This window comes from Nocardioides sp. GXQ0305, from assembly GCF_050880345.1.
Taxonomy (GTDB): Bacteria; Actinomycetota; Actinomycetes; order Propionibacteriales; family Nocardioidaceae; genus Nocardioides.
The window spans coordinates 748,296-768,489 of record NZ_JBNYXG010000001.1 but is presented as its reverse complement, the minus strand read 5'-3'; the positions used below and the strand labels follow the sequence as shown (position 1 = coordinate 768,489).

Annotated in this window: 22 protein-coding genes and 1 tRNA gene; 4 read left to right on the top strand and 19 right to left on the bottom strand. The window is 72.7% G+C overall.

Going from position 1 to position 20,194, the window contains the following annotated elements; genetic code table 11:
* Window positions 1-32 precede the first annotated feature (32 nt).
* Both ACQ1X7_RS03700 and ACQ1X7_RS03695 read left to right on the top strand, forming a co-directional pair.
* A complete protein-coding gene (locus ACQ1X7_RS03700; protein ID WP_432476800.1) occupies window positions 33-392 on the top strand; it encodes a DUF202 domain-containing protein in 360 nt (119 codons plus the stop codon).
* A 1-nt stretch (window position 393) separates the two neighbouring features.
* A complete protein-coding gene (locus ACQ1X7_RS03695) occupies window positions 394-705 on the top strand; it encodes a DUF202 domain-containing protein (RefSeq protein ID WP_432476799.1) in 312 nt (103 codons plus the stop codon).
* Here ACQ1X7_RS03695 and ACQ1X7_RS03690 read toward each other — a convergent pair.
* From ACQ1X7_RS03690 to ACQ1X7_RS03680, 3 genes are all read right to left on the bottom strand, one after another.
* Window positions 702-1,310 carry an MBL fold metallo-hydrolase gene (locus ACQ1X7_RS03690; protein ID WP_432476798.1) on the bottom strand — a complete coding sequence of 203 codons (609 nt, stop codon included), beginning with the start codon at window positions 1,308-1,310 and terminating at the stop codon, window positions 702-704. The two genes, ACQ1X7_RS03695 and ACQ1X7_RS03690, sit on opposite strands and share 4 nt — an antisense overlap.
* Window positions 1,310-2,404, bottom strand: a complete 1,095-nt coding sequence (locus ACQ1X7_RS03685; RefSeq protein WP_432476797.1) for an S-(hydroxymethyl)mycothiol dehydrogenase — start codon at window positions 2,402-2,404, stop codon at window positions 1,310-1,312. The genes ACQ1X7_RS03690 and ACQ1X7_RS03685 overlap by 1 nt, the downstream gene beginning before the upstream one ends.
* Window positions 2,405-2,544: 140 nt before the next feature.
* On the bottom strand, window positions 2,545-3,324 hold the full coding sequence (locus tag ACQ1X7_RS03680) for a sulfite exporter TauE/SafE family protein (protein ID WP_432476796.1): 780 nt from the start codon (window positions 3,322-3,324) through the stop codon (window positions 2,545-2,547).
* A gap of 24 nt (window positions 3,325-3,348) precedes the next feature.
* Here ACQ1X7_RS03680 and ACQ1X7_RS03675 point away from each other — a divergent pair, with 24 nt between their 5' ends.
* Entirely contained in the window at window positions 3,349-4,203 is an 855-nt protein-coding gene (locus ACQ1X7_RS03675) for an ABC transporter substrate-binding protein (RefSeq protein WP_432476795.1), read from the top strand.
* Window positions 4,204-4,299: 96 nt separating this feature from the next.
* Here ACQ1X7_RS03675 and ACQ1X7_RS03670 read toward each other — a convergent pair whose 3' ends face one another.
* From ACQ1X7_RS03670 to ACQ1X7_RS03640, 7 genes are all read right to left on the bottom strand, one after another.
* Window positions 4,300-6,309, bottom strand: a complete 2,010-nt coding sequence (locus tag ACQ1X7_RS03670) for a VWA domain-containing protein (protein WP_432476794.1) — start codon at window positions 6,307-6,309, stop codon at window positions 4,300-4,302.
* A 111-nt stretch (window positions 6,310-6,420) separates the two neighbouring features.
* Window positions 6,421-7,809 carry a sigma 54-interacting transcriptional regulator gene (locus ACQ1X7_RS03665; RefSeq protein ID WP_432476793.1) on the bottom strand — a complete coding sequence of 463 codons (1,389 nt, stop codon included), beginning with the start codon at window positions 7,807-7,809 and terminating at the stop codon, window positions 6,421-6,423.
* 9 nt (window positions 7,810-7,818) lie between these two features.
* On the bottom strand, window positions 7,819-8,673 hold the full coding sequence (locus ACQ1X7_RS03660) for a hypothetical protein (protein ID WP_432476792.1): 855 nt from the start codon (window positions 8,671-8,673) through the stop codon (window positions 7,819-7,821).
* A complete protein-coding gene (locus ACQ1X7_RS03655; RefSeq protein WP_432476791.1) occupies window positions 8,670-9,623 on the bottom strand; it encodes a signal peptidase I in 954 nt (317 codons plus the stop codon). The genes ACQ1X7_RS03660 and ACQ1X7_RS03655 overlap by 4 nt, the downstream gene beginning before the upstream one ends.
* The gene (locus ACQ1X7_RS03650) at window positions 9,620-10,447 is read right to left on the bottom strand and encodes a hypothetical protein (protein ID WP_432476790.1); all 828 of its coding nucleotides are present in this window, start codon (window positions 10,445-10,447) and stop codon (window positions 9,620-9,622) included. Before ACQ1X7_RS03650 ends, ACQ1X7_RS03655 begins: the two co-directional genes overlap by 4 nt.
* Before the next feature lie 23 nt (window positions 10,448-10,470).
* Window positions 10,471-11,001: an alternate-type signal peptide domain-containing protein gene (locus ACQ1X7_RS03645; RefSeq protein WP_432476789.1), complete on the bottom strand. Its 531-nt coding sequence runs from the start codon at window positions 10,999-11,001 to the stop codon at window positions 10,471-10,473.
* Window positions 11,002-11,266: 265 nt separating this feature from the next.
* On the bottom strand, window positions 11,267-12,652 hold the full coding sequence (locus ACQ1X7_RS03640; protein WP_432476788.1) for a cystathionine beta-synthase: 1,386 nt from the start codon (window positions 12,650-12,652) through the stop codon (window positions 11,267-11,269).
* Window positions 12,653-12,713: 61 nt separating this feature from the next.
* On the opposite strand from ACQ1X7_RS03640, the gene ACQ1X7_RS03635 reads away from it, so the two are divergent.
* On the top strand, window positions 12,714-13,739 hold the full coding sequence (locus tag ACQ1X7_RS03635; protein WP_432476787.1) for an SGNH/GDSL hydrolase family protein: 1,026 nt from the start codon (window positions 12,714-12,716) through the stop codon (window positions 13,737-13,739).
* A 52-nt stretch (window positions 13,740-13,791) separates the two neighbouring features.
* Here ACQ1X7_RS03635 and ACQ1X7_RS03630 read toward each other — a convergent pair whose 3' ends face one another.
* The 9 genes from ACQ1X7_RS03630 to eno all read right to left on the bottom strand — a co-directional run bounded on the left by ACQ1X7_RS03630 (window position 13,792) and on the right by eno (window position 20,180).
* On the bottom strand, window positions 13,792-14,664 hold the full coding sequence (locus tag ACQ1X7_RS03630; protein ID WP_432476786.1) for a Bax inhibitor-1/YccA family protein: 873 nt from the start codon (window positions 14,662-14,664) through the stop codon (window positions 13,792-13,794).
* 159 nt (window positions 14,665-14,823) lie between these two features.
* Window positions 14,824-14,897, bottom strand: a tRNA-Leu gene (locus tag ACQ1X7_RS03625).
* A 31-nt stretch (window positions 14,898-14,928) separates the two neighbouring features.
* Complete coding sequence (def, locus tag ACQ1X7_RS03620; RefSeq protein ID WP_432476785.1) at window positions 14,929-15,486, bottom strand: peptide deformylase; 558 nt, start codon at window positions 15,484-15,486, stop codon at window positions 14,929-14,931.
* Window positions 15,483-16,001, bottom strand: a complete 519-nt coding sequence (locus ACQ1X7_RS03615) for a glycine cleavage system protein R (protein WP_432476784.1) — start codon at window positions 15,999-16,001, stop codon at window positions 15,483-15,485. Before ACQ1X7_RS03615 ends, def begins: the two co-directional genes overlap by 4 nt.
* Window positions 16,002-16,013: 12 nt before the next feature.
* Window positions 16,014-16,841: a uracil-DNA glycosylase gene (locus ACQ1X7_RS03610; RefSeq protein ID WP_432476783.1), complete on the bottom strand. Its 828-nt coding sequence runs from the start codon at window positions 16,839-16,841 to the stop codon at window positions 16,014-16,016.
* Window positions 16,838-17,794 (bottom strand): exopolyphosphatase, encoded by a 957-nt coding sequence (locus tag ACQ1X7_RS03605; RefSeq protein WP_432476782.1) that lies wholly within the window; start codon window positions 17,792-17,794, stop codon window positions 16,838-16,840. The genes ACQ1X7_RS03610 and ACQ1X7_RS03605 overlap by 4 nt, the downstream gene beginning before the upstream one ends.
* A 1-nt stretch (window position 17,795) precedes the next feature.
* Complete coding sequence (locus ACQ1X7_RS03600; RefSeq protein ID WP_432476781.1) at window positions 17,796-18,296, bottom strand: DUF501 domain-containing protein; 501 nt, start codon at window positions 18,294-18,296, stop codon at window positions 17,796-17,798.
* Window positions 18,297-18,301: 5 nt separating this feature from the next.
* Window positions 18,302-18,883 carry an FtsB family cell division protein gene (locus ACQ1X7_RS03595; RefSeq protein ID WP_432476780.1) on the bottom strand — a complete coding sequence of 194 codons (582 nt, stop codon included), beginning with the start codon at window positions 18,881-18,883 and terminating at the stop codon, window positions 18,302-18,304.
* 19 nt (window positions 18,884-18,902) lie between these two features.
* Window positions 18,903-20,180 (bottom strand): phosphopyruvate hydratase, encoded by a 1,278-nt coding sequence (gene eno, locus ACQ1X7_RS03590; protein ID WP_432476779.1) that lies wholly within the window; start codon window positions 20,178-20,180, stop codon window positions 18,903-18,905.
* Window positions 20,181-20,194 lie beyond the last annotated feature (14 nt).

Here is a 20,194-nt window from a genome sequence, read left to right as displayed (position 1 = left end):
GCGTCCTCGCCCGGGTGTGGTTGGCTCCTGCCATGGGGAGCGAGCGCCGCCGCTGGCCGGGGTGGGTGTACGCCGAGGGCGAGGAGCCGGACTACCGGTTCAGCCTCGCCAACGAGCGGACCCTGCTGGCCTGGCTGCGCACGGCCCTGGCGTTGCTCGCGGCCGGGGTGGCGCTCGACCAGATCGACCTCGCCATGGGCGCCGGCCTGCAGCTGGCCCTCGCCGCCGCGCTGGTGCTGCTCGGCATCGTCTGCGCCGGCGCGTCCTGGTGGCGCTGGGCCGCCGCCGAGAGGGCGATCCGGCTCCGGCGTCCGCTGCCGGGGTCGACCCTCGGACTGCTGCTGGCGGTCGTCACGATCGCCATCGGCGTCGCCGTCCTGGTGGGGTTCTGACGTGGCCCACCCGGTCCACGGGATGCAGGCCGAGCGCACCGCGCTCGCCTGGCAGCGCACCGGCCTGTCGGTGGCCGTCGCCGCTGCGGTGCTGGCCCGACTGACGTACGGCGACCTCGGCGGTGGGGCGCTCGTCGTCCTCGCCGTCTGCCTGGGGCTGTGCGGGTGGGTGATGCTGGACACCCGTCGGCGCTACCGGGGCCGGGTGCGGGAGGACGCCGCACGGCCGGGCATCGGCGGGTGGGCGGCCGCGGTCGCCGTCAGCGTGGTGGCGATGGGCGTGGCCGAGCTCGCGGCGCTGGTCGTGGGTTAGCCGAGCGACTCGCGCTCCGCGCCGATCGTGGTGTCGTCGCCGTGGCCGGTGTGGACGACCGTCTCGTCGGGCAGCGCGAACAGGCGCCGGCGGATCGACTCGACGATGACGTCCTCGTCGCTGAACGACCGGCCGGTCGCGCCGGGCCCGCCCTGGAAGAGGGTGTCGCCGGTGAACACGCAGCCGAGGTCGTGGACGTAGAGGCAGACCGCGCCCGGCGCGTGCCCCGGGGTGTGGAGCACGGTCAGGGCCGCGCCGCCGACGGTGATCGACTGCCCGTCCGCGAGGTCGGCGTCCCAGAGATGCTCGGTGTGGGTGAGCTCCCAGAGCGGGCGGTCGTCGGGGTGGAGCAGGATCGGCGCCGAGACGCGCTCGCGCAGCTCGGGCGCGACCCGGACGTGGTCGTCGTGGGCGTGCGTGCACACGATCGCCTTCACGGACCGGGCGCCGACGACCTCCAGGATCGCGTCGACATCGTGCGGCGCATCGATGACCACGCACTGCTCGTCGTCGCCGACGACCCAGACGTTGTTGTCGACCTCGTGGGTCTCGCCGTCGAGGGAGAAGGTGCCGCTGACGACGGCGTGGTCGACCCGCACCGCCATCAGAACACCACCACGGAGCGCAGCACGTTGCCTCCGTCCATCTTGGCGAAGGCCGCCTCCACGTCGTCGAGCCCGATCTCCTCGCTCACGAAGGCGTCGAGGTCGAGTCGTCCTTGCCGGTAGAGGTCGACCAGCATCGGGAAGTCGCGGCTGGGCAGGCAGTCGCCGTACCAGCTCGACTTGAGGGCACCCCCGCGGCCGAAGACGTCGATCAGCGGGATGTCGGGGACCTTCATGTCGGGCGTCGGCACACCCACCAGCACGACCGTCCCGGCGAGGTCGCGGGCGTAGAAGGCCTGCTTCCAGGTCTCGGGGCGGCCCACGGCGTCGATCACGACGTCGGCACCGTCGGACCCGTCGTCGCCGCAGATCTGCTTGATCGCCTCGACGGGGTCCTGCTCGCTGCCGTTGACGGTGTGGGTCGCGCCGAGCCGGCGGGCGCCCTCCAGCTTTCGGTCGTCGAGGTCGACGGCGATGATCTTCGACGCCCCGGCGAGCGCCGACCCGGCGACGGCGGCGGCACCCACCCCGCCGCAGCCGATGACGGCGACGGAGTTGCCGCGACCCACGTGACCGGTGTTGATCGCGGCCCCCAGACCTGCCATCACCCCGCAGCCCAGCAGCCCGACGGCGGCCGCGCGCGCCTCCGGATCGACCTTCGTGCACTGACCGGCCGCGACCAGGGTCTTCTCGGCGAACGCCCCGATGCCGAGCGCCGGGCTCAGCTCCGTGCCGTCCTCCAGCGTCATCCGCTGGGTCGCGTTGAACGTGCTGAAGCAGTACCACGGCTCCCCGCGGTTGCAGGCGCGGCAGTCGCCGCAGACGGCGCGCCAGTTGAGGACCACGAAGTCGCCCGGAGCGACGTCGGTGACCCCCTCTCCGACCGCCTCGACCGTCCCGGCCGCCTCGTGGCCGAGCAGGAACGGGAACTCGTCGTTGATGCCGCCCTCGCGGTAGTGGAGGTCGGTGTGGCAGACCCCGCACGCCTGGACCCGCACCAGCGCCTCGCCCGGCCCCGGGTCGGGGACGATGATGGTCTCGATCCGGACGGGCTCGCCCTTGCCGTGGGCGACGACGCCTCTCACCTGGTGCATGCGGGCGACTCAACCACACCGGCCAAGCCCCGGGCACGGGGTTACCACGTCCCCCGGACTCCTCTGCGACCGGCTGGGCCCGTCGTACCCGACATCGGTGTCGTCATCCGCACGACAGCACGGATGTCGGGTGGGACGCCTCACCAAACACCGAGCACGTCACCGCCGATCGTGATCACGAACGCCGACACGACGAGGATGAAGAACGTCCGGACGAAGCGGCTGCCGCGCGAGATCGCGACCCGGGCGCCGAGGTAGCCGCCCACCAGGTTGCAGAGGCCCATCACCAGGCCGACCTCCCACAGCACCGCCCCCATCGGCACGAACACGACCAGGGCGCCGAGGTTGGTGGTCCAGTTGGCCAACCGGGCCTTGGCGCTGGCCTCCAGGAAGGAGTAGCCCAGCAGCCCGACCAGCGTGAACACGAAGAACGACCCGGTCCCCGGCCCCAGCGCGCCGTCGTAGAACCCGATGGCCAGGCCGGTCAGCATCGCGAGCGCGAGGTGCCGGTGGCCTGCGAACCGCAACGCGGTCTCCTCCCCCAGCTCCGGCTTGAACAACACGTAGGCGCCGACCACGACGAGCACCACCAGCACGATCGGGTCGAAGGCCTCGGCCGGGATCCAGGACGCCGCGACCGCGCCGAGGACCGCGCCGATGAACGAGAGGACCATCAGCGGCAGGAAGGTGCGGGGGTCGGGCCGGACCCGGCGGTAGTACGTCGCGCTGCTGACGGTCGTGCCGCAGATCGCCGCGACCTTGTTGGTGGCGAGCACCTGGACCGGCGTCGCGCCCGGCATGCCCAGCAAGAGCGCCGGGAGCAGCACCAGTCCCCCGCCGCCGACCACGGCGTCCACGAACCCCGCCGCCAGCGCGGCCAGCGCGAGCAGCAGCAGGACGGTCAGGTCGGGGTCGGCCACCCGAGAGATCGTAGGGTCGACCCCGTGCGGATCGTGTCGCTGCTCCCCTCCACCACCGAGATCCTGTTCGCGATCGGTGCCGGTGACGACGTGGTGGGCGTGACCTTCGAGTGCGACTTCCCGGTCGAGGCCCGGACCCGCACGATCGTGTCGACCTCGGCGATGCCCGAGGGGCTCTCGCCCGCCGAGATCGACGCGTACGTCGCGGACGCGATGCGTCGCGGCGAGGACCTTTACCACCTCGACGCCGGAGCCCTGTCCGGCCTCGACGCCGACCTGGTGGTGACCCAGGACCTGTGCGCGGTCTGCGCGGTCGACGTCTCGGTCGTCGACGACGCGCTGGCCCACCTCGGCTGCACCGCCGAGGTGCTGACCATCGACCCGCACACCCTCGAGGAGGTGCTCGCCTCGATCGAGGTGCTCGGGAAGGCCACCGGCCACGAGGCCGCGGCGCAGGCGGTCGTCGCCGACCAGCGCGCGCGGCTCGCCGAGGTCCGGACGCGGGTCGAGGGGCTGCCGCGGCCGCGGGTGATGCTGCTGGAGTGGACCGACCCGCCGTTCGCACCCGGCCACTGGGTCCCCGAGATGATCACCGCCGCCGGTGGCGAGCCGCTCCTCGGCACGCCCGGAGCGAAGTCGGAGCGGGTGACGTGGGAGGCGGTCCGGGAGGCGCGGCCCGACGTGTTCGTGGTCGCGCCGTGCGGCTACGACCTGGCCGGCGCCACCACGCTGGCCGAGGAGCTGATGGGAACCGGCCGGCTGCCGGCCGGCGTACCGGTCCACCCGGTCGACGCGAACGCCGCTTGGGCGCGACCGGGCACCCGTCTCGTCGACGGCGTCGAGGAGCTCGCCGCCCTCCTCCACCCACCCCCTGGATAGTCGAGTTGGGCCTCAGAGCGGTTGAGTTGGGCCTCGTGGCGGCGGGAAGCCCAACTCAACGGTGAGGGAGGCCCAACTCGACTACTCGGGTGAGGGTCAGCCGACCCAGAAGCCGCGCCCGCCCGTCCAGTCGCCGAAGTGGTCGCGGTACGACGCCGCCGCCCGGTCGCCCAGGTAGGAGCCGACCACGGCCGCTCCGAGGTCGTCGAGCTCGGGAGCGACGACCCTGCCCTCCACCCGCCGCGCCATGGACTCGATGAAGCGCGCCAGACCCGGGTCGTCGCCCAGTCGGAAGAACGTCGTCTGCGCGCCCAGCCGCTGCGCGTTGTCGAGCTCACGCACGGCGTAGGAGATCGTCAGCGGGTGCGGCGGGTAGGAGAAGTGCACCTCGCCGTCGGGCTCGAGGTGGGAGGTGGGCTCGCCGTCGGTGACGACGAGCAGGACCGGCTGCGCGGTCGGGTGCTTGCGGAAGTGGCGGTTGGCCAGGAGCAGCGCGTGGTGGAGGTTGGTGCCCTTGTCCCACCGGGCGTCGAGCCCGGTGAGCTGCTCGATCTCCATCACCTGCGCGTGCCGCGAGAAGGCGATCAGCTGCAGGGCGTCACCGCGGAACCGCGACCGGATCAGCGTGTGCAGAGCGAGTGCCGTGCGCTTCATCGGCACCCAGCGGCCGTCCATCGCCATCGAGAACGACGTGTCGACCAGCAGCGCCACCGCCGCCTGGGTGCGCGCCTCGGTCTCCTGCACCTCGACGTCCCCGATCTCGAGGCGTACGCCGCTCCGCGGGTCGCCGCCCTCACCGACCGTGCGGCGGACGGCGTTGCCGATGCTGCGCGTGACGTCCCACGGCTCGGTGTCGCCGAACGCCCATTCGCGGGTGGCGCCGGACAGGTCCCCCGCCGCTCCTGCGGCACGCAGCTCGCGCTGTCCCTGCCGGCCCGACATCCGCCGGGCGACGTCGCGCAGCAGCGCCTTGCCGAGCTGGCGCATCGCCTGCGGGCTGAGCCGGTACTGGCCGTCGGAGCCGCGGTGCAGGTAGCCCCTGTCGCGCAGCGCCTGCTCGAGCCGCTGCAGGGTCCGGGCGTCCACCGCGGCACGGTCGCCGAGCTGCCGCGCCAGCGCGTCGAGGTCGACGTCGTCGAGGCGGGCGCCGTCGTAGGACTGGGAGAGCTGGTCGGCGAGCTGGTCGAGCTCGGCGAGGTCCTGCAGCACGCCGGTGCCGTCGCCGAGGCCGATCCCCTCCTGTCCCTCGAACTGCTCGGAGCCGCCCCAGTCCTCACCGGGCCGGAGCGCCTGCAGGTTGGCGTCCATCCGGGCCAGCTGCTCCATCAGCGCCGGGGAGCCGAACGCCTGCTGCGAGAGCTCCATCAGCTGCTGTCGCTGCTCCGGGGACATCGAGTTCAGCATCCGCTGGGCGGCCGCGGAGCGCTGGGCGAGGGTGTCGAGGAGCTCGTCGATGTTCCCGGGGTTCTCCGGGAAGAACTGCCCGTGCTTGGCCATGAAGTCGTCGAAGTCCTGCTGGGTGTCGGTCCCCTGCTGGTGCTTCTCGAGCAGGTCGTTGAGGTCCGACAGCATCTCGTTGACGGCCGCACGGTCCTCGTCGGTGGCGTTCTCGAGCGCCTGCTTCATGCCGGCGAACCGCTGGTCGAGCAGCTCGCGGCCGAGCAGGTCCTTGATCTGCTCGTAGGCCTCGCGCGCCTCGCGGCTCTGCCAGTCGTACGACGCCAGCTCGCTGACCGCCGCAGCGGTGTTGGGCGACAGGTTGTCGAGCTGCATCTCGCGGAGGGCCCGGTCGCCGTCGTCCATCTCGACGTCGCGGGCCAGCTGCTTGCGCTCCTCGAGCACCGCCCGGTCGAGCAGCTCGCGGACCTCCTGCAGGGTGCCGTCGAGGTCGTGGCGACGCAGCAGCTCGCGGCGCCGCTCGGCCACCCGGCGGGCCAGGTCGTCGAGACCGTTCTGGTCGCGCCCGCCCCGGCGCAGGAACTCCCGCATCGCCCGCTCGGGGCTGTAGCCGGCCATCACCTCCTGGCCGATCTCGTCGAGCGCCTCGGCGAGATCCACCGGCGGCGCCAGCGGGTCGCCGCCGTCGTACCTCCGGTAGCGACTCACGACACTCCCCCAGGGGATAGCTGGACGCGGAAATCATGGTTCCGGACGCTCCGGGCATGATTTTCCCGTCCAGCTATCCCCCCAGCCGGGCAGGAACGGGGGGACGCGTGCTCACCCATAGACCGTCTCCCCGTCCTCGGACTCCTTGCCGATCCGGCGGGCGAGGTAGAGGCCCTCGAGGGCGAGCTCGATGGCGGCCGCCCGGCTCCCGTCGTCGGTGGCGCCCATCCGGTCGCAGATCTCGTCGTACAGCTCGGACTCGCCCAGCACCGGCAGTCCGGCGAGGAAGTCGCGTGCGCTGACCTGGGTGCCGGTGGTGACCATCAGCCCGTCCTCGATGGCCTCGACCAGCAGCGCGAGGTCGATGCCGCGCAGGTGGCGGCGGACGGTCTCGGCGGTCGCGGTGCGGAGCAGGTGGGTGAGCACCTCGTGCTCGCGGCCCTCCTCGCCGGACTCGAACTCGATCTTGCCGCCGAGCACGTCGACCGCGGTCTCGAGGTCGACCACCCGGGCGACCGCGCGCTCCTCGCCCTGCCGGGTGGCGCGGTGCAGCGCGGCCGCGGCGATCGTCTCAGCCCCGGCGATGGCGAACCGCGCCGACACCCCGGACCGCTGGTCGATGCTCCCGGACCCGCGGAGGTTGCGGGTGAACCGGGCCAGCGTCTCGAGCAGGTGCTCCGGTACGTCGGCGACGAGGTGCGCCTCCTGGCGGACGACCGCCATCTCGTCGTCGAGCTCCGTCGGGTAGTGGGTGCGGATCTCGGCACCGAACCGGTCTTTGAGCGGCGTGATGATCCGGCCCCGGTTGGTGTAGTCCTCGGGGTTGGCGCTCGCGACGACGAGCACGTCGAGCGGGAGCCGCAGCACGTAGCCGCGGATCTGGATGTCGCGCTCCTCCATCACGTTGAGCATCGCGACCTGGATCCGCTCGGCGAGGTCGGGCAGCTCGTTGATCGCCACGATGCCGCGGTGGCTGCGCGGGATCAGGCCGAAGTGGATCGTCTCCGGGTCTCCGAGGTGGCGACCCTCGGCGACCTTCATCGGGTCGACGTCGCCGATCAGGTCGGCCACCGACGTGTCAGGGGTGGCCAGCTTCTCGGCGTACCGCTCGTCGCGGTGCCGCCAGGTCACCGGCAGCGCCTCGCCCAGCTCGGCGGCCCTCCGCCGCGACGCGGGCGTCACCGGGTGGTAGGGGTGCTCGCCCAGCTCGGAGCCCTCGATGACCGGCGTCCACTCGTCGAGCAGCCCGACCAGGGAGCGCAGCAGCCGAGTCTTGCCCTGCCCACGTTCGCCGAGCAGCACGACGTCGTGGCCGGCGATGAGCGCACGCTCGAGCTGGGGGACGACCGTGTCGTCGAAGCCGTGCAGGCCGGGCCAGGGGTCCTCGCCGGCGGCCAGCTTCGCCAGGAGGTTCGTGCGGATCTCCTGCCGCAGCGGCTGGGGCCGGTGCCCACCGGCGCGCAGCCCGGCGAGCGTGGTGTCCTCGGGTGCAGGCGTCACGCGCCCACGCTAGCCCCGAGGGGCAACCGTGGTCCGGTCGTCGTCGCGCCGCCGTCGGCCGGCGACGACGAAGAGGGTTGCTCCAGCCAGGACCGCCAGGACCGCGAACCGCGCCGCGGCCATCGGGTCCTCCGTCGGGACTCCGAGCGGGATCGCCACGCTCCCGGGTGCGCCGGAGGCGACCGAGGTGGGCACGCAGGCGGGGCGATCGTCGGAGGGTGCCGCGGGGCGGGGCGCGTCGCCGGCATCCGCGAGGGGGACCGAGACCTGCGCCTGGCATCCCTGCTCCGACCCCGCGGGGTCGGCCGCGGGGCCGGAGGGGTCTGAGGGGTTCGACGGGTCGGACGGGTCGGAGGGGTCCACACCGGTCGAGGACCGGGTCTGGGTGAGGGTGACGAGCAGGTCCAGGGCGGCGCGCTCGCTCATGTCCTGCAGGCCGGTGACGTTCCTGTCGAACGAGAGCGCTACGTCGATGGCTCGTACGTCGCCGGGTGCCAGGACGACGCGGTCGGTGACGCCTCGGCTGCCGGTTCCACGCTGGACGGGTCCGCCGCCGAGCCCGACCTGCACGTCGAGGGCCCGGGCGAGGGCGGCGTCCTCGTCGAGGAGCACCCGCACGCTGGCCCGGGTGTCGACGTCGGACCCGTTCCTCACGTAGAACGTGCGCGTCACGACGTCACCGGGAACCAGCTTTCCGGTACCGCGGAACAACGACTGCGGGAGGGCGTCGGAGAACGGTCCGGCCGGGTGGAGCCCGACCTGGACGCCGGACGGGCTCGCGGCGGCGGTTCCGCCGGTGAGGACCACCAGGGCGGCGACCAGGGACACGACGGCGCTCAGCAGCCCGACGACGCGCCGGGTCATGACGCCGCCCCCGCGGTGACCAGGACCTTCGTGGCTGGGGCCTTCCTCGGCGCGGCCTTCTTCGCGGGGGCCCTCGTGGCCGGGGCCTTCTTGGCGGGAGCCTTCTTCGCCGCCGCTTTCCTCGGCGCGGCCTTCTTCGGCGCGGCCTTCTTCGCGGGGGCCCTCGTGGCCGGGGCCTTCTTCGCGGGAGCCTTCTTCGCGGGAGCCTTCTTCGCTGCCGCCTTCCTCGGCGCGGCCTTCTTCGCCGCGGCCTTCGGGGCCGCAACCGGGAGCGCCGCCATCGTGGCCGGAGCCGGCAGCGCGGCCGGGGTCTTCCTCGACGGCGCCATCAGCGCGAGCGGCTGGGGTCGGACGTCCAGCTGCAGCTCAGCGGGCAGCGCGGACACGTCCGGGTCGGCGTCGGCGTCGCCGTCCTCGCGACGCCGGCCGTTGCCGCGCAGCCGCTCGACCGCGCCGGAGGTGAGGAACCAGCCGCCGTAGATCAGCAGCCCCACCGCGATGACCTGGACCGCGACGTGCAGCCAGCCGGACGCCAGCCAGGTCGAGGGGTAGCCGACGAAGGGCACGGAGTACCACACCTCGCCCTTGATCTGCTCGGCCGTGACCGTCCACGGGTCGACCGCGTCGTTGGCGTCGCCCTTGGTGACGTAGGTCGTGCCCTCGGAGCCGTAGGCGATGTCGACGACCCGGTGGGTCGTGAGGGCCGGGTTGTCGGAGAGCGCCTGGAAGGTGATCACGTCACCGACCTGCACGGTCTCCGGGTCGACGTCCCTGACGATGACGACGGAGCCGGCGTCGTAGGTGCCGGTCATCGAGCCGGTGAGCACGGTCAGCGGCCGGGCGTCGTTCGCCTTCGGGATCACGATCAGGGCCAGCGCACCGGCGATGACCGACGCGAGCAGGGCCCAGCTGAAGGCCTGGGTGACGAAGTGACGGACGTCGTGGCTCATGGTGCACCGCACGTGAAGGTGTTGGAGTTCCCGCTGCGGCGCACGGAGAGGACGTTGCTCGTCAGGGTGACCGACCAGTTGTCGATCGCCTGGACCGCGAAGTAGCTCTGCTGGCTGGTGGACCACTGGTCCTCGACGTACTGGAGCGTGTTCCTGCCGGTCAGGCCGACGGTCTGCCACGGCCCGTTCGGGTTCGAGGAGCGGTAGACGACGTAGGCGTCGGCGTCGACGTCGTTCCACGTCAGGCGGTACTGGGGACCGGGGTTGACCGATCCGCCGCAGGAGAGCATCAGGTTGGCCGCGATCGAGACCGGGATGGTCACGGTCTGCTGCGGCGTCGTCCAGCCGGCGACCGTCCCGCCGCGCACCTGGGCACCCGAGAAGGCGACGTTGACGTTCGCGCTCGTTGCAGCGGTGGAGGAGGAGGCCGTCACGGTGACGCACATCGTGGTGCTGCCACCCGGGTTGAGGTCCACGGGACCCTGCGACGCGGTGCCGCAGTTGCTCCCGTTGGAGGTCGTGAGGCTGGCGGTGACGCCGCTGGGAAGGGAGCCCGTCAGCGACGGCGTCATGCGCTGGCGGAGGTTCCTGGCCGCGGTGCTGGACGTGTCGGACACCGTGACGAGCGTGGTGGCCGAGGAGCCGCGGTCGACGGAGATGCCGGCCGGCGTGGCCGAGCCCGCGAGACCCATGGTCCCGGAGCTGACCCTCGCCGCCTGGAGGTTGCCCTGGTCGACCCACGAGGCGCGCGTCGTCCCCGTGGTGGCGCCCCCGATGAGGAGGGCGCCGACCACGGCGACGAAGAGCGGGACTCGACGGTTCATGACCAGGTGACCAGGTAGCCGGTTCAGCTCTGGGTGATGGTGAACGCGGCGGCCGGGAGGGTGGCCTCCTTGTTCTGGTCGACCTGGTTGCTGACCGAGGCGGGCAGCGTGTAGGTGACCTTGGCGGTCAGCGTCGCGGTGCCGAACGGCTGGTTGAACGAGAAGCTGGTGCCGGAGCCGGTGATGGTGGCGCTGCTCGAGGTCACGTCCACCGTGTGGGTGAGCGCGTTGGAGAAGGTGTTGCCGGAGAGCGAGGGCTTCACGTAGGCGACGGTGCCCTTGAGGTTCTTGCCCTCGGCCTTGACGGTGAAGGTCTGGGTGTAGGTGACCTTGTCGCCGGGGACCATCTTGTCGGACGCGTTCCAGTCGTTGGACGCGGCGGTGTTGGCGTCGTCCCAGACACCGGCCGAGGTGGCGATGTCCAGCTCGCCGGACTGCACCTTGGCGGCCTGGAGGTTCTCGCTGTCGCTCCACAGGGCGTAGGTGCCGAAGCCACCCATCAGCAGTGCGACACCGGTAGCGCCGGCGATCGAGCCCTTGATCATCTTGTTCATGTCGAATCCCGTTTCTCTGGTGCGGCTCCCGGGGGTGGGTGCCGCGATGAGAGGACGCTATGAAGCCCGGGGACCCGAGTTCGGCGAAACAGTTGATGCGTGTACTACTCGTGGGAGACGCGTTACCGACAGGAAGATTTGTTGCCAGATATGCCCGGATTCGCCTGTCGACCGGTCAGTGTGCCAACACGGACAGGATGATCTGCGGCGTAGTCCTCTCGGACTAGTCCCGAGGGACGAACGACCAGCCGGGCATCCCGGCGGGTCAGCCGGCGGCCAGGAAGGCCAGCAGGTCCTGCCGGGTGAGCACCCCGACGGGCTTGCCGGCCTCGTGCACGAGGACGGCGTCGGCGCCCTCGAGCAGCTCCACGGCAGCCTGGGCAGGCTCGTTCGAGCCGATGGTCGGCAGCGGCGCCGACATGTGCTCCTCGACCGCGTCGGTCAGCCGGGCGTGCCCGGCGAAGAGCGCGTCGAGCAGGGTCCGGTCGGACACCGACCCGGCCACCTCGGCGGCCACGATCGGCGGCTCGGCCCGGACCACGGGCATCTGCGAGACGCCGTACTCCTGCAGGATGGCGACCGCCTCGGCGATGGTCTCGCTGGGGTGGGTGTGCACCAGGTCGGGCAGCCGCCCGGTCTTGCCGCGCAGCACCTCGCCGACGGTGCGGTCGGTGGCGCCGCTCTCGGCGGTCGCGAAGCCGTACTGCGCGAGCCACTCGTCGTTGAAGACCTTGGTGAGGTAGCCGCGGCCGGAGTCGGGCAGCAGCACGACGACCACCGCGTCGGTGCGTCCCTCGGCGGCGAGCTCGTGGGCGAGCTGCCTGGCGGCGTACGCCGCCATGCCGCAGGAGCCGCCGACCAGCAACGCCTCCTCGCGGGCCAGCCGTCGGGTGAAGGCGAAGGAGTCGGCGTCGGAGACCTCGATGATCCGGTCGGCGACGTCGCGGTCGTAGGCCTCCGGCCAGAAGTCCTCGCCGACGCCCTCGACCAGGTACGGCCGCCCGGTGCCGCCCGAGTAGACCGAGCCGGCCGGGTCGGCGCCGATCACCTGCACGTCGGGGTTCTTCTCCTTGAGGTAGCGCCCGGTGCCGCTGATCGTCCCGCCGGTGCCGACGCCGGCCACGAAGTGGGTGATCCGCCCCTCGGTCTGCTCCCAGATCTCCGGCCCGGTGGTCTCGTAGTGCGAGCGCGGGTTGTGGGGGTTGGAGTACTGGTCGGGCTTCCACGCGCCGGGCTGCGCGGCGAGCCGGTCGCTGACGTTGTAGTAGGAGTCGGGGTGCTCCGGGGCCACGGCCGTGGGGCAGACGACCACCTCGGCGCCGTACGCCTTGAGCACGTTGCGCTTGTCCTCGCTGACCTTGTCGGGGCACACGAACACGCACCGGTAGCCCTTCTGCTGGGCCACCATGGCCAGGCCCACCCCGGTGTTGCCGGAGGTGGGCTCCACGATCGTGCCGCCGGGCTGCAGCTCGCCCGAGGCCTCCGCCGCCTCGATCATCCGGGTGGCGATCCGGTCCTTCACCGACCCGCCGGGGTTGAAGTACTCCACCTTGGCCAGGACGAGGGGGGCCTCCAGCCCGTCCAGGGAGCGCCGGAGCCGTACCAGCGGGGTGTTGCCGATCAGGTCGATGAGGGAGTTCGCGTACTGCACCCGTTCAATCTAGAGGGCCGAACCCGTCACGGCGGAAACGGCGGCTCCGTACAGTTGACCCGTGGGGAAGACGGCCGCTGCACGCAAGCTGGCCTCGGCCGCGGCGTACGGCGGTGGAGGCCTCTCCGCGCTGGGCCTGGGCCTCTACGGCCTGCTGGTGACCGAGGCCCGGCTCGCCCGCAGGGCGATCGGGGAGACGCGGGACGTCCCCCCGCCGGACGCGACCGGGTGGTACGGCCGGGGTCGACCCGGGCCCGCCGTCAAGGTGGCGCTGCTCGGTGACTCGAGCGCCGCCGGCTACGGGGTCGACCGGGTCGAGGACACCCCCGGGGCCCAGCTGGCCAGCGGGTTGGCCGTGCGCGCCGACCGGCGGGTGCACCTGCGGTCCTTCGCGGTCGTCGGGGCGCAGTCGAACCACCTCGCCGGCCAGGTCGACGCGGCGCTCCAGACCGGCGTCGACCTCGCGCTCGTGCTGATCGGCGTCAACGACATCACCCACCAGGTGCTCCCGGCGACCTCGGTCCGCAACCTCTCCGAGGCGGTGCACCGGCTGAGGGACGAGGGCGTGGAGGTGATCGTCGGGACCTGCCCCGACCTCGGCACGATCCGCCCCATCCCGCCACCGCTGAAGCAGGTGGCGCGGCTCTGGTCGCGCCGGCTGGCGGCGGCCCAGACCATCGCCGTCGTGGAGGAGGGCGGGCGCACCGTCTCCCTCGGCGACATCCTCGGACCGGAGTTCGACGCGGCGCCGGCGCTGTTCTTCGGCCCGGACCGGTTCCACCCCTCCGCCGACGGCTACCGCGCCCTGGCCGACGTGCTGCTGCCCTCGGTGCTCGCGGCGCTCGGGGAGGGGCCCGACGCCCTCGAGGCCCCGGAGGCACTGCGCGGCGAGGGCCTGCGCCCGGTCGCCACCGCCGCGGTCGAGGCGGTCGAGACGCCGGGGACCGAGCTCGACGGCGTCGAGGTCGGCGGGTCCCGACGCGGCGTACGCGGCCTCTGGGTCGAGCTGCGCCACCGGCGCCGCCACCCCGAGACCGCCTCGGAGGCACCCGCGGCGTCCGAGCCCGCCGAGAGCCCCGGGACATGACCACGGCCCGCCCGGAGGACCGGGCGGGCCGTGGTGTCGCTGTCGCTGTGCGTCAGTCCTGGCTGAAGATCGCCAGGATGCGCAGCAGGTTGGTGTAGATCCAGACCAGGCTCACGGTCAGCGCGAACGCGGCGCGCCACGACTCCCGCTCCTCGATCCCGGCCGCGATCCCCTGCTCGACGAAGTCGAAGTCGAGGATCAGCATGAACACGCCGAGCACCAGGCCACCGATGGCGAACAGCAGGCCGGCGCCGCCGAACCCGAGGATGCCGGTGCCGGTGCCGAACAGCTGCAGCACCACCTCGAGCAGACCGAGGCCCACCATGCCGAACATGGCGGCGATCACGAAGGTGCGGAACTTCTGGCCGACCTTGATGTCGAGGATCTTGTAGGCGGCGAGCGTGCCGGCGAACGCGGCGAAGGTGCCGATCACGGCCTGCATCACGACGTTGTTGCCGAGGCCCTCGGCCTGCGTCCCAACGATGAAGACGTCGATGAACTTGCTGAACGCGCCGAGGGCCACACCCTCCAGGGCGGCGAACGCGATCACGAGCGCCGGGCTGATCACCCGCTTGAAGGAGTTGACCATCGACAGCGCGAAGGCACCGAAGGAGCCCACCATCAGCGCCAGGTAGAGCGTTCCGATCGAGGCGTCGCTGGGGCTCGAGATGTCGCCGACCCACCACCACGTGATCGCGGCGGTCAGCATGACCACGCCGAGGCTGATCGCGGTCTTCTGGACGACCGAGTCGACGGTCATCCGCTCGCCGGTGGTGGGGGCGGGTGCGTAGCCCTGCTGGACACCGGTCTGGCCGTAGCCGTCGTACGCCGTCCCGTTGCCGGGGAAGGTCTGGTTGCCGTAGGCGTTGGCCTGTGACCCGTTGAACGCTTCCGAACGGCGGAACACCGGGTTGTTGCTCTGCATGGTCTCCTCCTTGGAGGCCGGGCGGCCATCGCTCTGATGGCTCGCCGTGTGTACGCCCAACTGTAGTGTGCGTACGGAGTCTGAACGACCGGGCGGCGACGGCTGTTCCCGCCACGCGCCGGACTCTACGGGTTTTCTCACGCGGACGGCCGTGCCGGGTGCCCCGGGTGGGGGTCGAACCCACACTGAACCGCTTTTAAGGCGGTCTCCTCTGCCGATTGGGATACCGGGGCCGGTCCCGCTGACTGGACTACGCTGACGGGACTATAAGTAGGTCTTGCGCGGGTGCACCGCGTGCGCGCCCGCCACCCGGTCGAGGAACAGCAGCCCCTGGCAGTGGTCGATCTCGTGCTGCAGCGCGCGTGCCTCGAACGCCTCGGCCGGGAAGGTGACCTCCTGCCCGCTCCCGGGGAGCCGGCCGTGGACGACGACCCGCGAGGCGCGCTTCACGTCGCCGGTCAGGTCCGGGACGCTCATGCACCCCTCCCGGGCCCGCTCGTTGCGGCTGGACTCGACGACCTCGGCGTTGCACAACACGAAGGTGCCGTGGTGCTGCCGGGTCTTGGGGTGGCCGGTCACGTCGACGCAGAACACCCGGGCCCCGACACCGACCTGCGGCGCAGCGAGGCCGACACAGCCCGGTGACACCCGCATGGTGGCGACCAGGTCGGCAGCGAGGCGGACGACGTCGTCGGCCGTCGGGTCGACGCGCGCGCCGGGGGACGCCAGCACGTCGGCCGGTGCGCGCACCACGTCGAGCACGCGTCCGTCGACACCGAGCTCCGCCTCGGTCCAGGCGAGCACGGTCGGGTCGGGCGTCACAGCTCGTCGGCCTCAGCCTCGCGCAGCGTCGCGCCGACCCCCAGGTCGGCCGCCGCCGCGTCGACGGCGTCGCGCAACGCGTCCACGTCGATGCCGCGCGGCAGGTCGATCTCGGCGACCAGCAGGTAGAGGTCGCCGGCCAGCCGCGTGGTCAGGTCGGTGATGTTGCCCCCGGCCCGAGCCACCTCGCCGACCACCGCGGAGACGATCCCCGGCCGGTCTCCCCCGTGCACGGTGAGCACCCACGGCGAGCCGGAGGCCTCGTACGCCGGCTCGGCCGGGACCCCGCGCACGGTCACGGTCAGCGTCCCGTCGCCGGTCAGCGGCGCCAGCGCGGTCTCGATGTCGGCGGAGGACGCCTCGCCCTCGCACACCAGCATCATCGCGAAGTGACCCCGCAGCAGGGTCATGGTGGAGTCCTCGAGGTTGAGCCCGAGTCCGGCGAGCCGGCCCGTGGTCTCGGCGATGATCCCGGGGCGGTCGTGGCCGAGGACGGTGATGGCGTGGCGGGTCACCGACCCAGTATCTCAGCGCGCGGAGCCGGTCACCGCCCGTGCCCGCTCGAAGACCTCGTCGGTCATCGGCCGGGTCAGCCGCCGGGTGTAGGTGTTGTGCGGCGACGGGTGGTAGCAGCCGATGAGCGTGACCTCGCCCAGCTCGACCTCGGCGCCGTGGCCGAATCGCGGCCGGGTCTCCGGCGCGGGGGCTCCCGCGGCGACCAGTGAACGAACGGCACCGTCCCAGCCGAAGGAGCCCAGCGCGACGACGGCTCGCACGGTGGGCAGCAGCGCCATCTCGGCGGCGATCCACGGCGCACAGGTGTTCCGCTCGACCGCCGTCGGCTTGTTCTCCGGCGGTGCGCAGCGCACGGTCGCGACCATGCGCGCGTCGATCAGCTGCTGCCCGTCGCCGGCGTGGTGGCTGGTCTCCTGCGCCGCCCACCCGGTGCGGTGCAGGCTGCCGAAGAGCCAGTCCGCGCTCGGGTCGCCGGTGAAGATGCGGCCGGTCCGGTTGCCGCCGTTGGCCGCGGGCGCGAGCCCGACGATCAGCAGCGAGGGCTCGGGGTCGCCCCAGCCGGGGATCGGCCGACCCCAGTAGGGCTGGTCGGCGAACGAGGCCCGCTTCTCCCGGGCGACGTCCTCGCGCCACTGCACCAGTCGCGGGCAGGCCCGGCACACCGACACCCGGGCGTCCAGCTCACCGAGGTCGTCCGTGGCCGCCAGCTGCCGTACGCCGGCCGCCGTGCGGGCCGAGCGGGTGTCCGCCCGCGCGGGGTCGTCCGGCCAGCCCGTGCCCGGCGGGACTGGCGAGGGGAAGAGGCGTCCGGTGACAGGGTGGGGCAGCTCGTTGCTCATGCCAGCGACCAGGCGATGCCCTCGAGGAGGTCGGCCTCGCTGACGGTGAACTGGTCGACAGGGGTGCGGGCCAGGACCCGCGCCACCACCAGCAGTCCGGCGTCGATCACGTCGGCCCGACCCGGGTGCAGGTAGGGCAGGGCCAGCCGCTGCTCCACGGTCATCCCGACCACCCGCTCGATCGTGGCCCGCACGTCGGCCACGTCGTGGACCGACCCGTGGACGGCGTCGGGGTCGTAGCGGGGAAGGTCGAGGACCGCGGCGCCGAGGGTGGTGCAGGTGCCGGCGATGCCGACGACCGTGACGGCCTCGCCCAGCGGGACCCCGCACCCGTCGAGCGCGTCGTCGACGTCGCCCTCGATCGCGACCACCTCTCCGGCCGTCGGCGGGTCGTGCCGGACGTGCCGCTCGTGCAGCCGCACCGACCCGACGTCCATCGACGCGGCGGCGCGGACGCCCTCACCTCCGCCGAGGATCACCTCGGTCGACCCGCCGCCGACGTCGAGCACGAGCACCGGCTCCGCGGGGTCGTACGCCAGCCCGCGCATGGCGCCGACGTAGGCCAGCGCCGCCTCCTCGTCGCCGCTGAGCACGTCCGGCGTCACCCCCAGCCGCTCCCGCACCCCGGTGGTGAACACCGCGCCGTTGGCGGCGTCGCGGGTGGCGGACGTCGCGCAGAACCGGGTCCGGCCCGGGGGTACGCCGTGGTCGCGGACGAGGGCGGCGTACTCGTCGATCGCGGCGAACGCCCGCGCGAGCGCCTCGTCGGCCAGCCGGCCGGTCCGGTCGACGCCCTGTCCGAGCCGGACCATCCGCGACTCGCGCACGGCGACGTCGAGGGCGCCGTCGCCGAAGGACCCGATGAGCAGCTTGAGGGTGTTGGTCCCGCAGTCGACCGCGGCGACCGGGCCCGCCGTGAGGTGCGGGGGTTTCGAGGCTCGCTGCGCTCGCACCTCAACCTCCGGTGACGCACGGACCGGCCGCCCACCACTCGCCGAGCAGCGCCAGCACCTCGTCGCCGAGGGGGTTGACGCCCGGCCCCGCCGCCAGTGCGTGGGCGGCGAGGACGTGGAGGCACTTGACCCGGTCGGGCATGCCGCCGGCGGAGATGCCCTCGATCTCGGGCACGCGGCCGAGCGAGCCGCGGTCGGCGAGGTAGGCCTCGTGGGCCGCGCGGTAGGCCGCCGCCAGCTCCGGGTCGGTGCCGAGCCGGTCCTCCATCTCCTTCATCAGTCCCGAGCCCTCGAGCGTCCCGATCCGGGACGCGGCCCGCGGGCAGGTCAGGTAGTAGGTGGTCGGGAACGGAGTGCCGCGGGGCAGCCGCGGCTCGGTCGTGACGACGTCGGGCAGCCCGCAGCCGCAGCGGTGGCCGACCCCGGCGATCGCGCGCGGAGCCCGGCCCAGCTGCCGTGCGACCACCGCCTCGTCGGCCGGCGAGGCGGGTGAGGTGTCCACCTCCGTCACTCCCCCGGGGCGTCGAGCTCGCTGGCCGGCGCGAGCCCCCGCTCCCGCGGCGGGTCGCCGGCCAGCTCGACCGAGGTCCAGGCGTCCTCCCACCACGGCTTCGGCGGCTCGCGCAGCACCTCATCGGGATCGTGCAGCTGGGAGCGGGTCTCGATCGGCTTGCCGTCCTCGTCGAGCACGACGTACGCCGTCTCGCCGGGCATCAGGTAGCCGAACCGGTCGCGGGCCTGGGCGCGCACGAACGCCTCGTCGTTCCAGCGGCGCTTCTCGCGCTCCAGCGCGTCGATGTCGGCGGACCGCTCGGCGATCTGCTCCTTGAGGTCGGCGATGTGGGCGCGCTGCTGCAGGTAGGCCTTCATCGACGAGGCGTAGGAGACGGCGAGCACGGCGACCACGAGCACGAGGACCAGCGAGCGGCCGGTGAGGCGGGGCCGGCGCCGCCGGGTCTCGCCGCCTCCGGCGGTCTCGTCGGCGACCTGGGGGGCGAGGGCGGCGCGAGGGCGCGGGGTCCGGGCGGCGTCCCGCCGGCCGGGGCGGCGCGACCCTCCGGGGCCGGTCCCGCTGCGTCGCTGGCTCACCGGCCCCAGCGTAGTGGGGTCACCGGCTCGAACGCGGGAACGCGCCCGCGCCGGCGTACCGTGCCGCGTCGCCCAGCTCCTCCTCGATCCGCAGCAGCTGGTTGTACTTGGCCACCCGCTCGGACCGGGCCGGCGCCCCGGTCTTGATCTGACCGCAGTTGGTGGCCACGGCGAGGTCGGCGATGGTGACGTCCTCGGTCTCGCCCGAGCGGTGGCTCATCATGCACCGGAAGCCGTTGCGGTGGGCGAGGTCGACCGAGTCGAGGGTCTCCGACAGGGTCCCGATCTGGTTGACCTTGACCAGCAGCGCGTTGGCGGCCTGCGTGTCGATGCCGCGCTGCAGCCGCTCGACGTTGGTGACGAACAGGTCGTCGCCGACCAGCTGGATCCGGTCGCCGAGCTCCGCGGTGATCGTCTGCCACCCGGCCCAGTCCTCCTCGTCGAGGGGGTCCTCGATCGAGACGATGGGGTAGGAGGCCACCAGGTCGGCGTAGTAGGCGGTCATGTCGTCGGCCGTGCGCTTCTGGCCCTCGAAGACGTACTTCTTCTTCTCGCAGAACTCGGTCGCCGCGACGTCCAGCGCGAGCGCGAAGTCCTTGCCCAGCTTGAACCCGGCGGACTTCACCGCGTCGGCGATCAGGTCGAGCGCGTCGCGGTTGGAGGGCAGGTCGGGCGCGAAGCCGCCCTCGTCGCCGACGCCGGTGGCCAGCCCCTTCTTCTTCAGCACCGACTTGAGGGCCTGGTAGACCTCGGCCCCCTGCTGGAGCGCCTCGCGGAAGGTGGCGGCCCCGACGGGGGCGATCATGAACTCCTGCACGTCGACGTTGGTGTCGGCGTGGGCGCCACCGTTGAGGATGTTCATCATCGGCACCGGCAGCAGGTGGGCGTGGGGGCCACCGACGTAGCGGTAGAGCGGGAGGGTCGAGGAGTGGGCGGCCGCCTTGGCCACAGCCAGCGAGGCGCCCAGGATGGCGTTGGCGCCGAGCGAGCCCTTGTTGGGGGTGCCGTCGAGGTCGAGCATCGCCTGGTCGACCAGCCGCTGCTCGTCGGCCTCGAGGCCCTCGATGGCCGGCCCGATCTGGCGGACCACGGCGTCGACGGCCTTGGCGACCCCCTTGCCGCCGTACCGCTTTCCGCCGTCGCGCAGCTCGACCGCCTCGAACGCGCCGGTCGACGCGCCGCTCGGCACGGCGGCGCGGGCGCCGGTGCCGTCGTCGAGGAAGACCTCCACCTCGACGGTGGGGTTGCCTCGGGAGTCGAGGATCTCGCGGGCGGACACGGCCTGGATGACAGCCACGGTGTGCTCCTGAC

Excerpts from the sequence above, each read along its gene's own strand:
- ACQ1X7_RS03630 (WP_432476786.1), bottom strand. The coding sequence starts at position 14,664 with ATGCAGAGCAACAACCCGGTGTTCCGCCGTTCGGAAGCGTTCAACGGG.
- ACQ1X7_RS03700 (WP_432476800.1), top strand. The coding sequence starts at position 33 with ATGGGGAGCGAGCGCCGCCGCTGGCCGGGGTGGGTGTACGCCGAGGGC.
- ACQ1X7_RS03660 (WP_432476792.1), bottom strand. The coding sequence starts at position 8,673 with ATGACCCGGCGCGTCGTCGGGCTGCTGAGCGCCGTCGTGTCCCTGGTC.
- ACQ1X7_RS03690 (WP_432476798.1), bottom strand. The coding sequence starts at position 1,310 with ATGGCGGTGCGGGTCGACCACGCCGTCGTCAGCGGCACCTTCTCCCTC.
- ACQ1X7_RS03655 (WP_432476791.1), bottom strand. The coding sequence starts at position 9,623 with ATGAGCCACGACGTCCGTCACTTCGTCACCCAGGCCTTCAGCTGGGCC.
- ACQ1X7_RS03645 (WP_432476789.1), bottom strand. The coding sequence starts at position 11,001 with ATGAACAAGATGATCAAGGGCTCGATCGCCGGCGCTACCGGTGTCGCA.
- ACQ1X7_RS03650 (WP_432476790.1), bottom strand. The coding sequence starts at position 10,447 with ATGAACCGTCGAGTCCCGCTCTTCGTCGCCGTGGTCGGCGCCCTCCTC.
- ACQ1X7_RS03685 (WP_432476797.1), bottom strand. The coding sequence starts at position 2,404 with ATGCACCAGGTGAGAGGCGTCGTCGCCCACGGCAAGGGCGAGCCCGTC.
- ACQ1X7_RS03610 (WP_432476783.1), bottom strand. The coding sequence starts at position 16,841 with ATGAGCAACGAGCTGCCCCACCCTGTCACCGGACGCCTCTTCCCCTCG.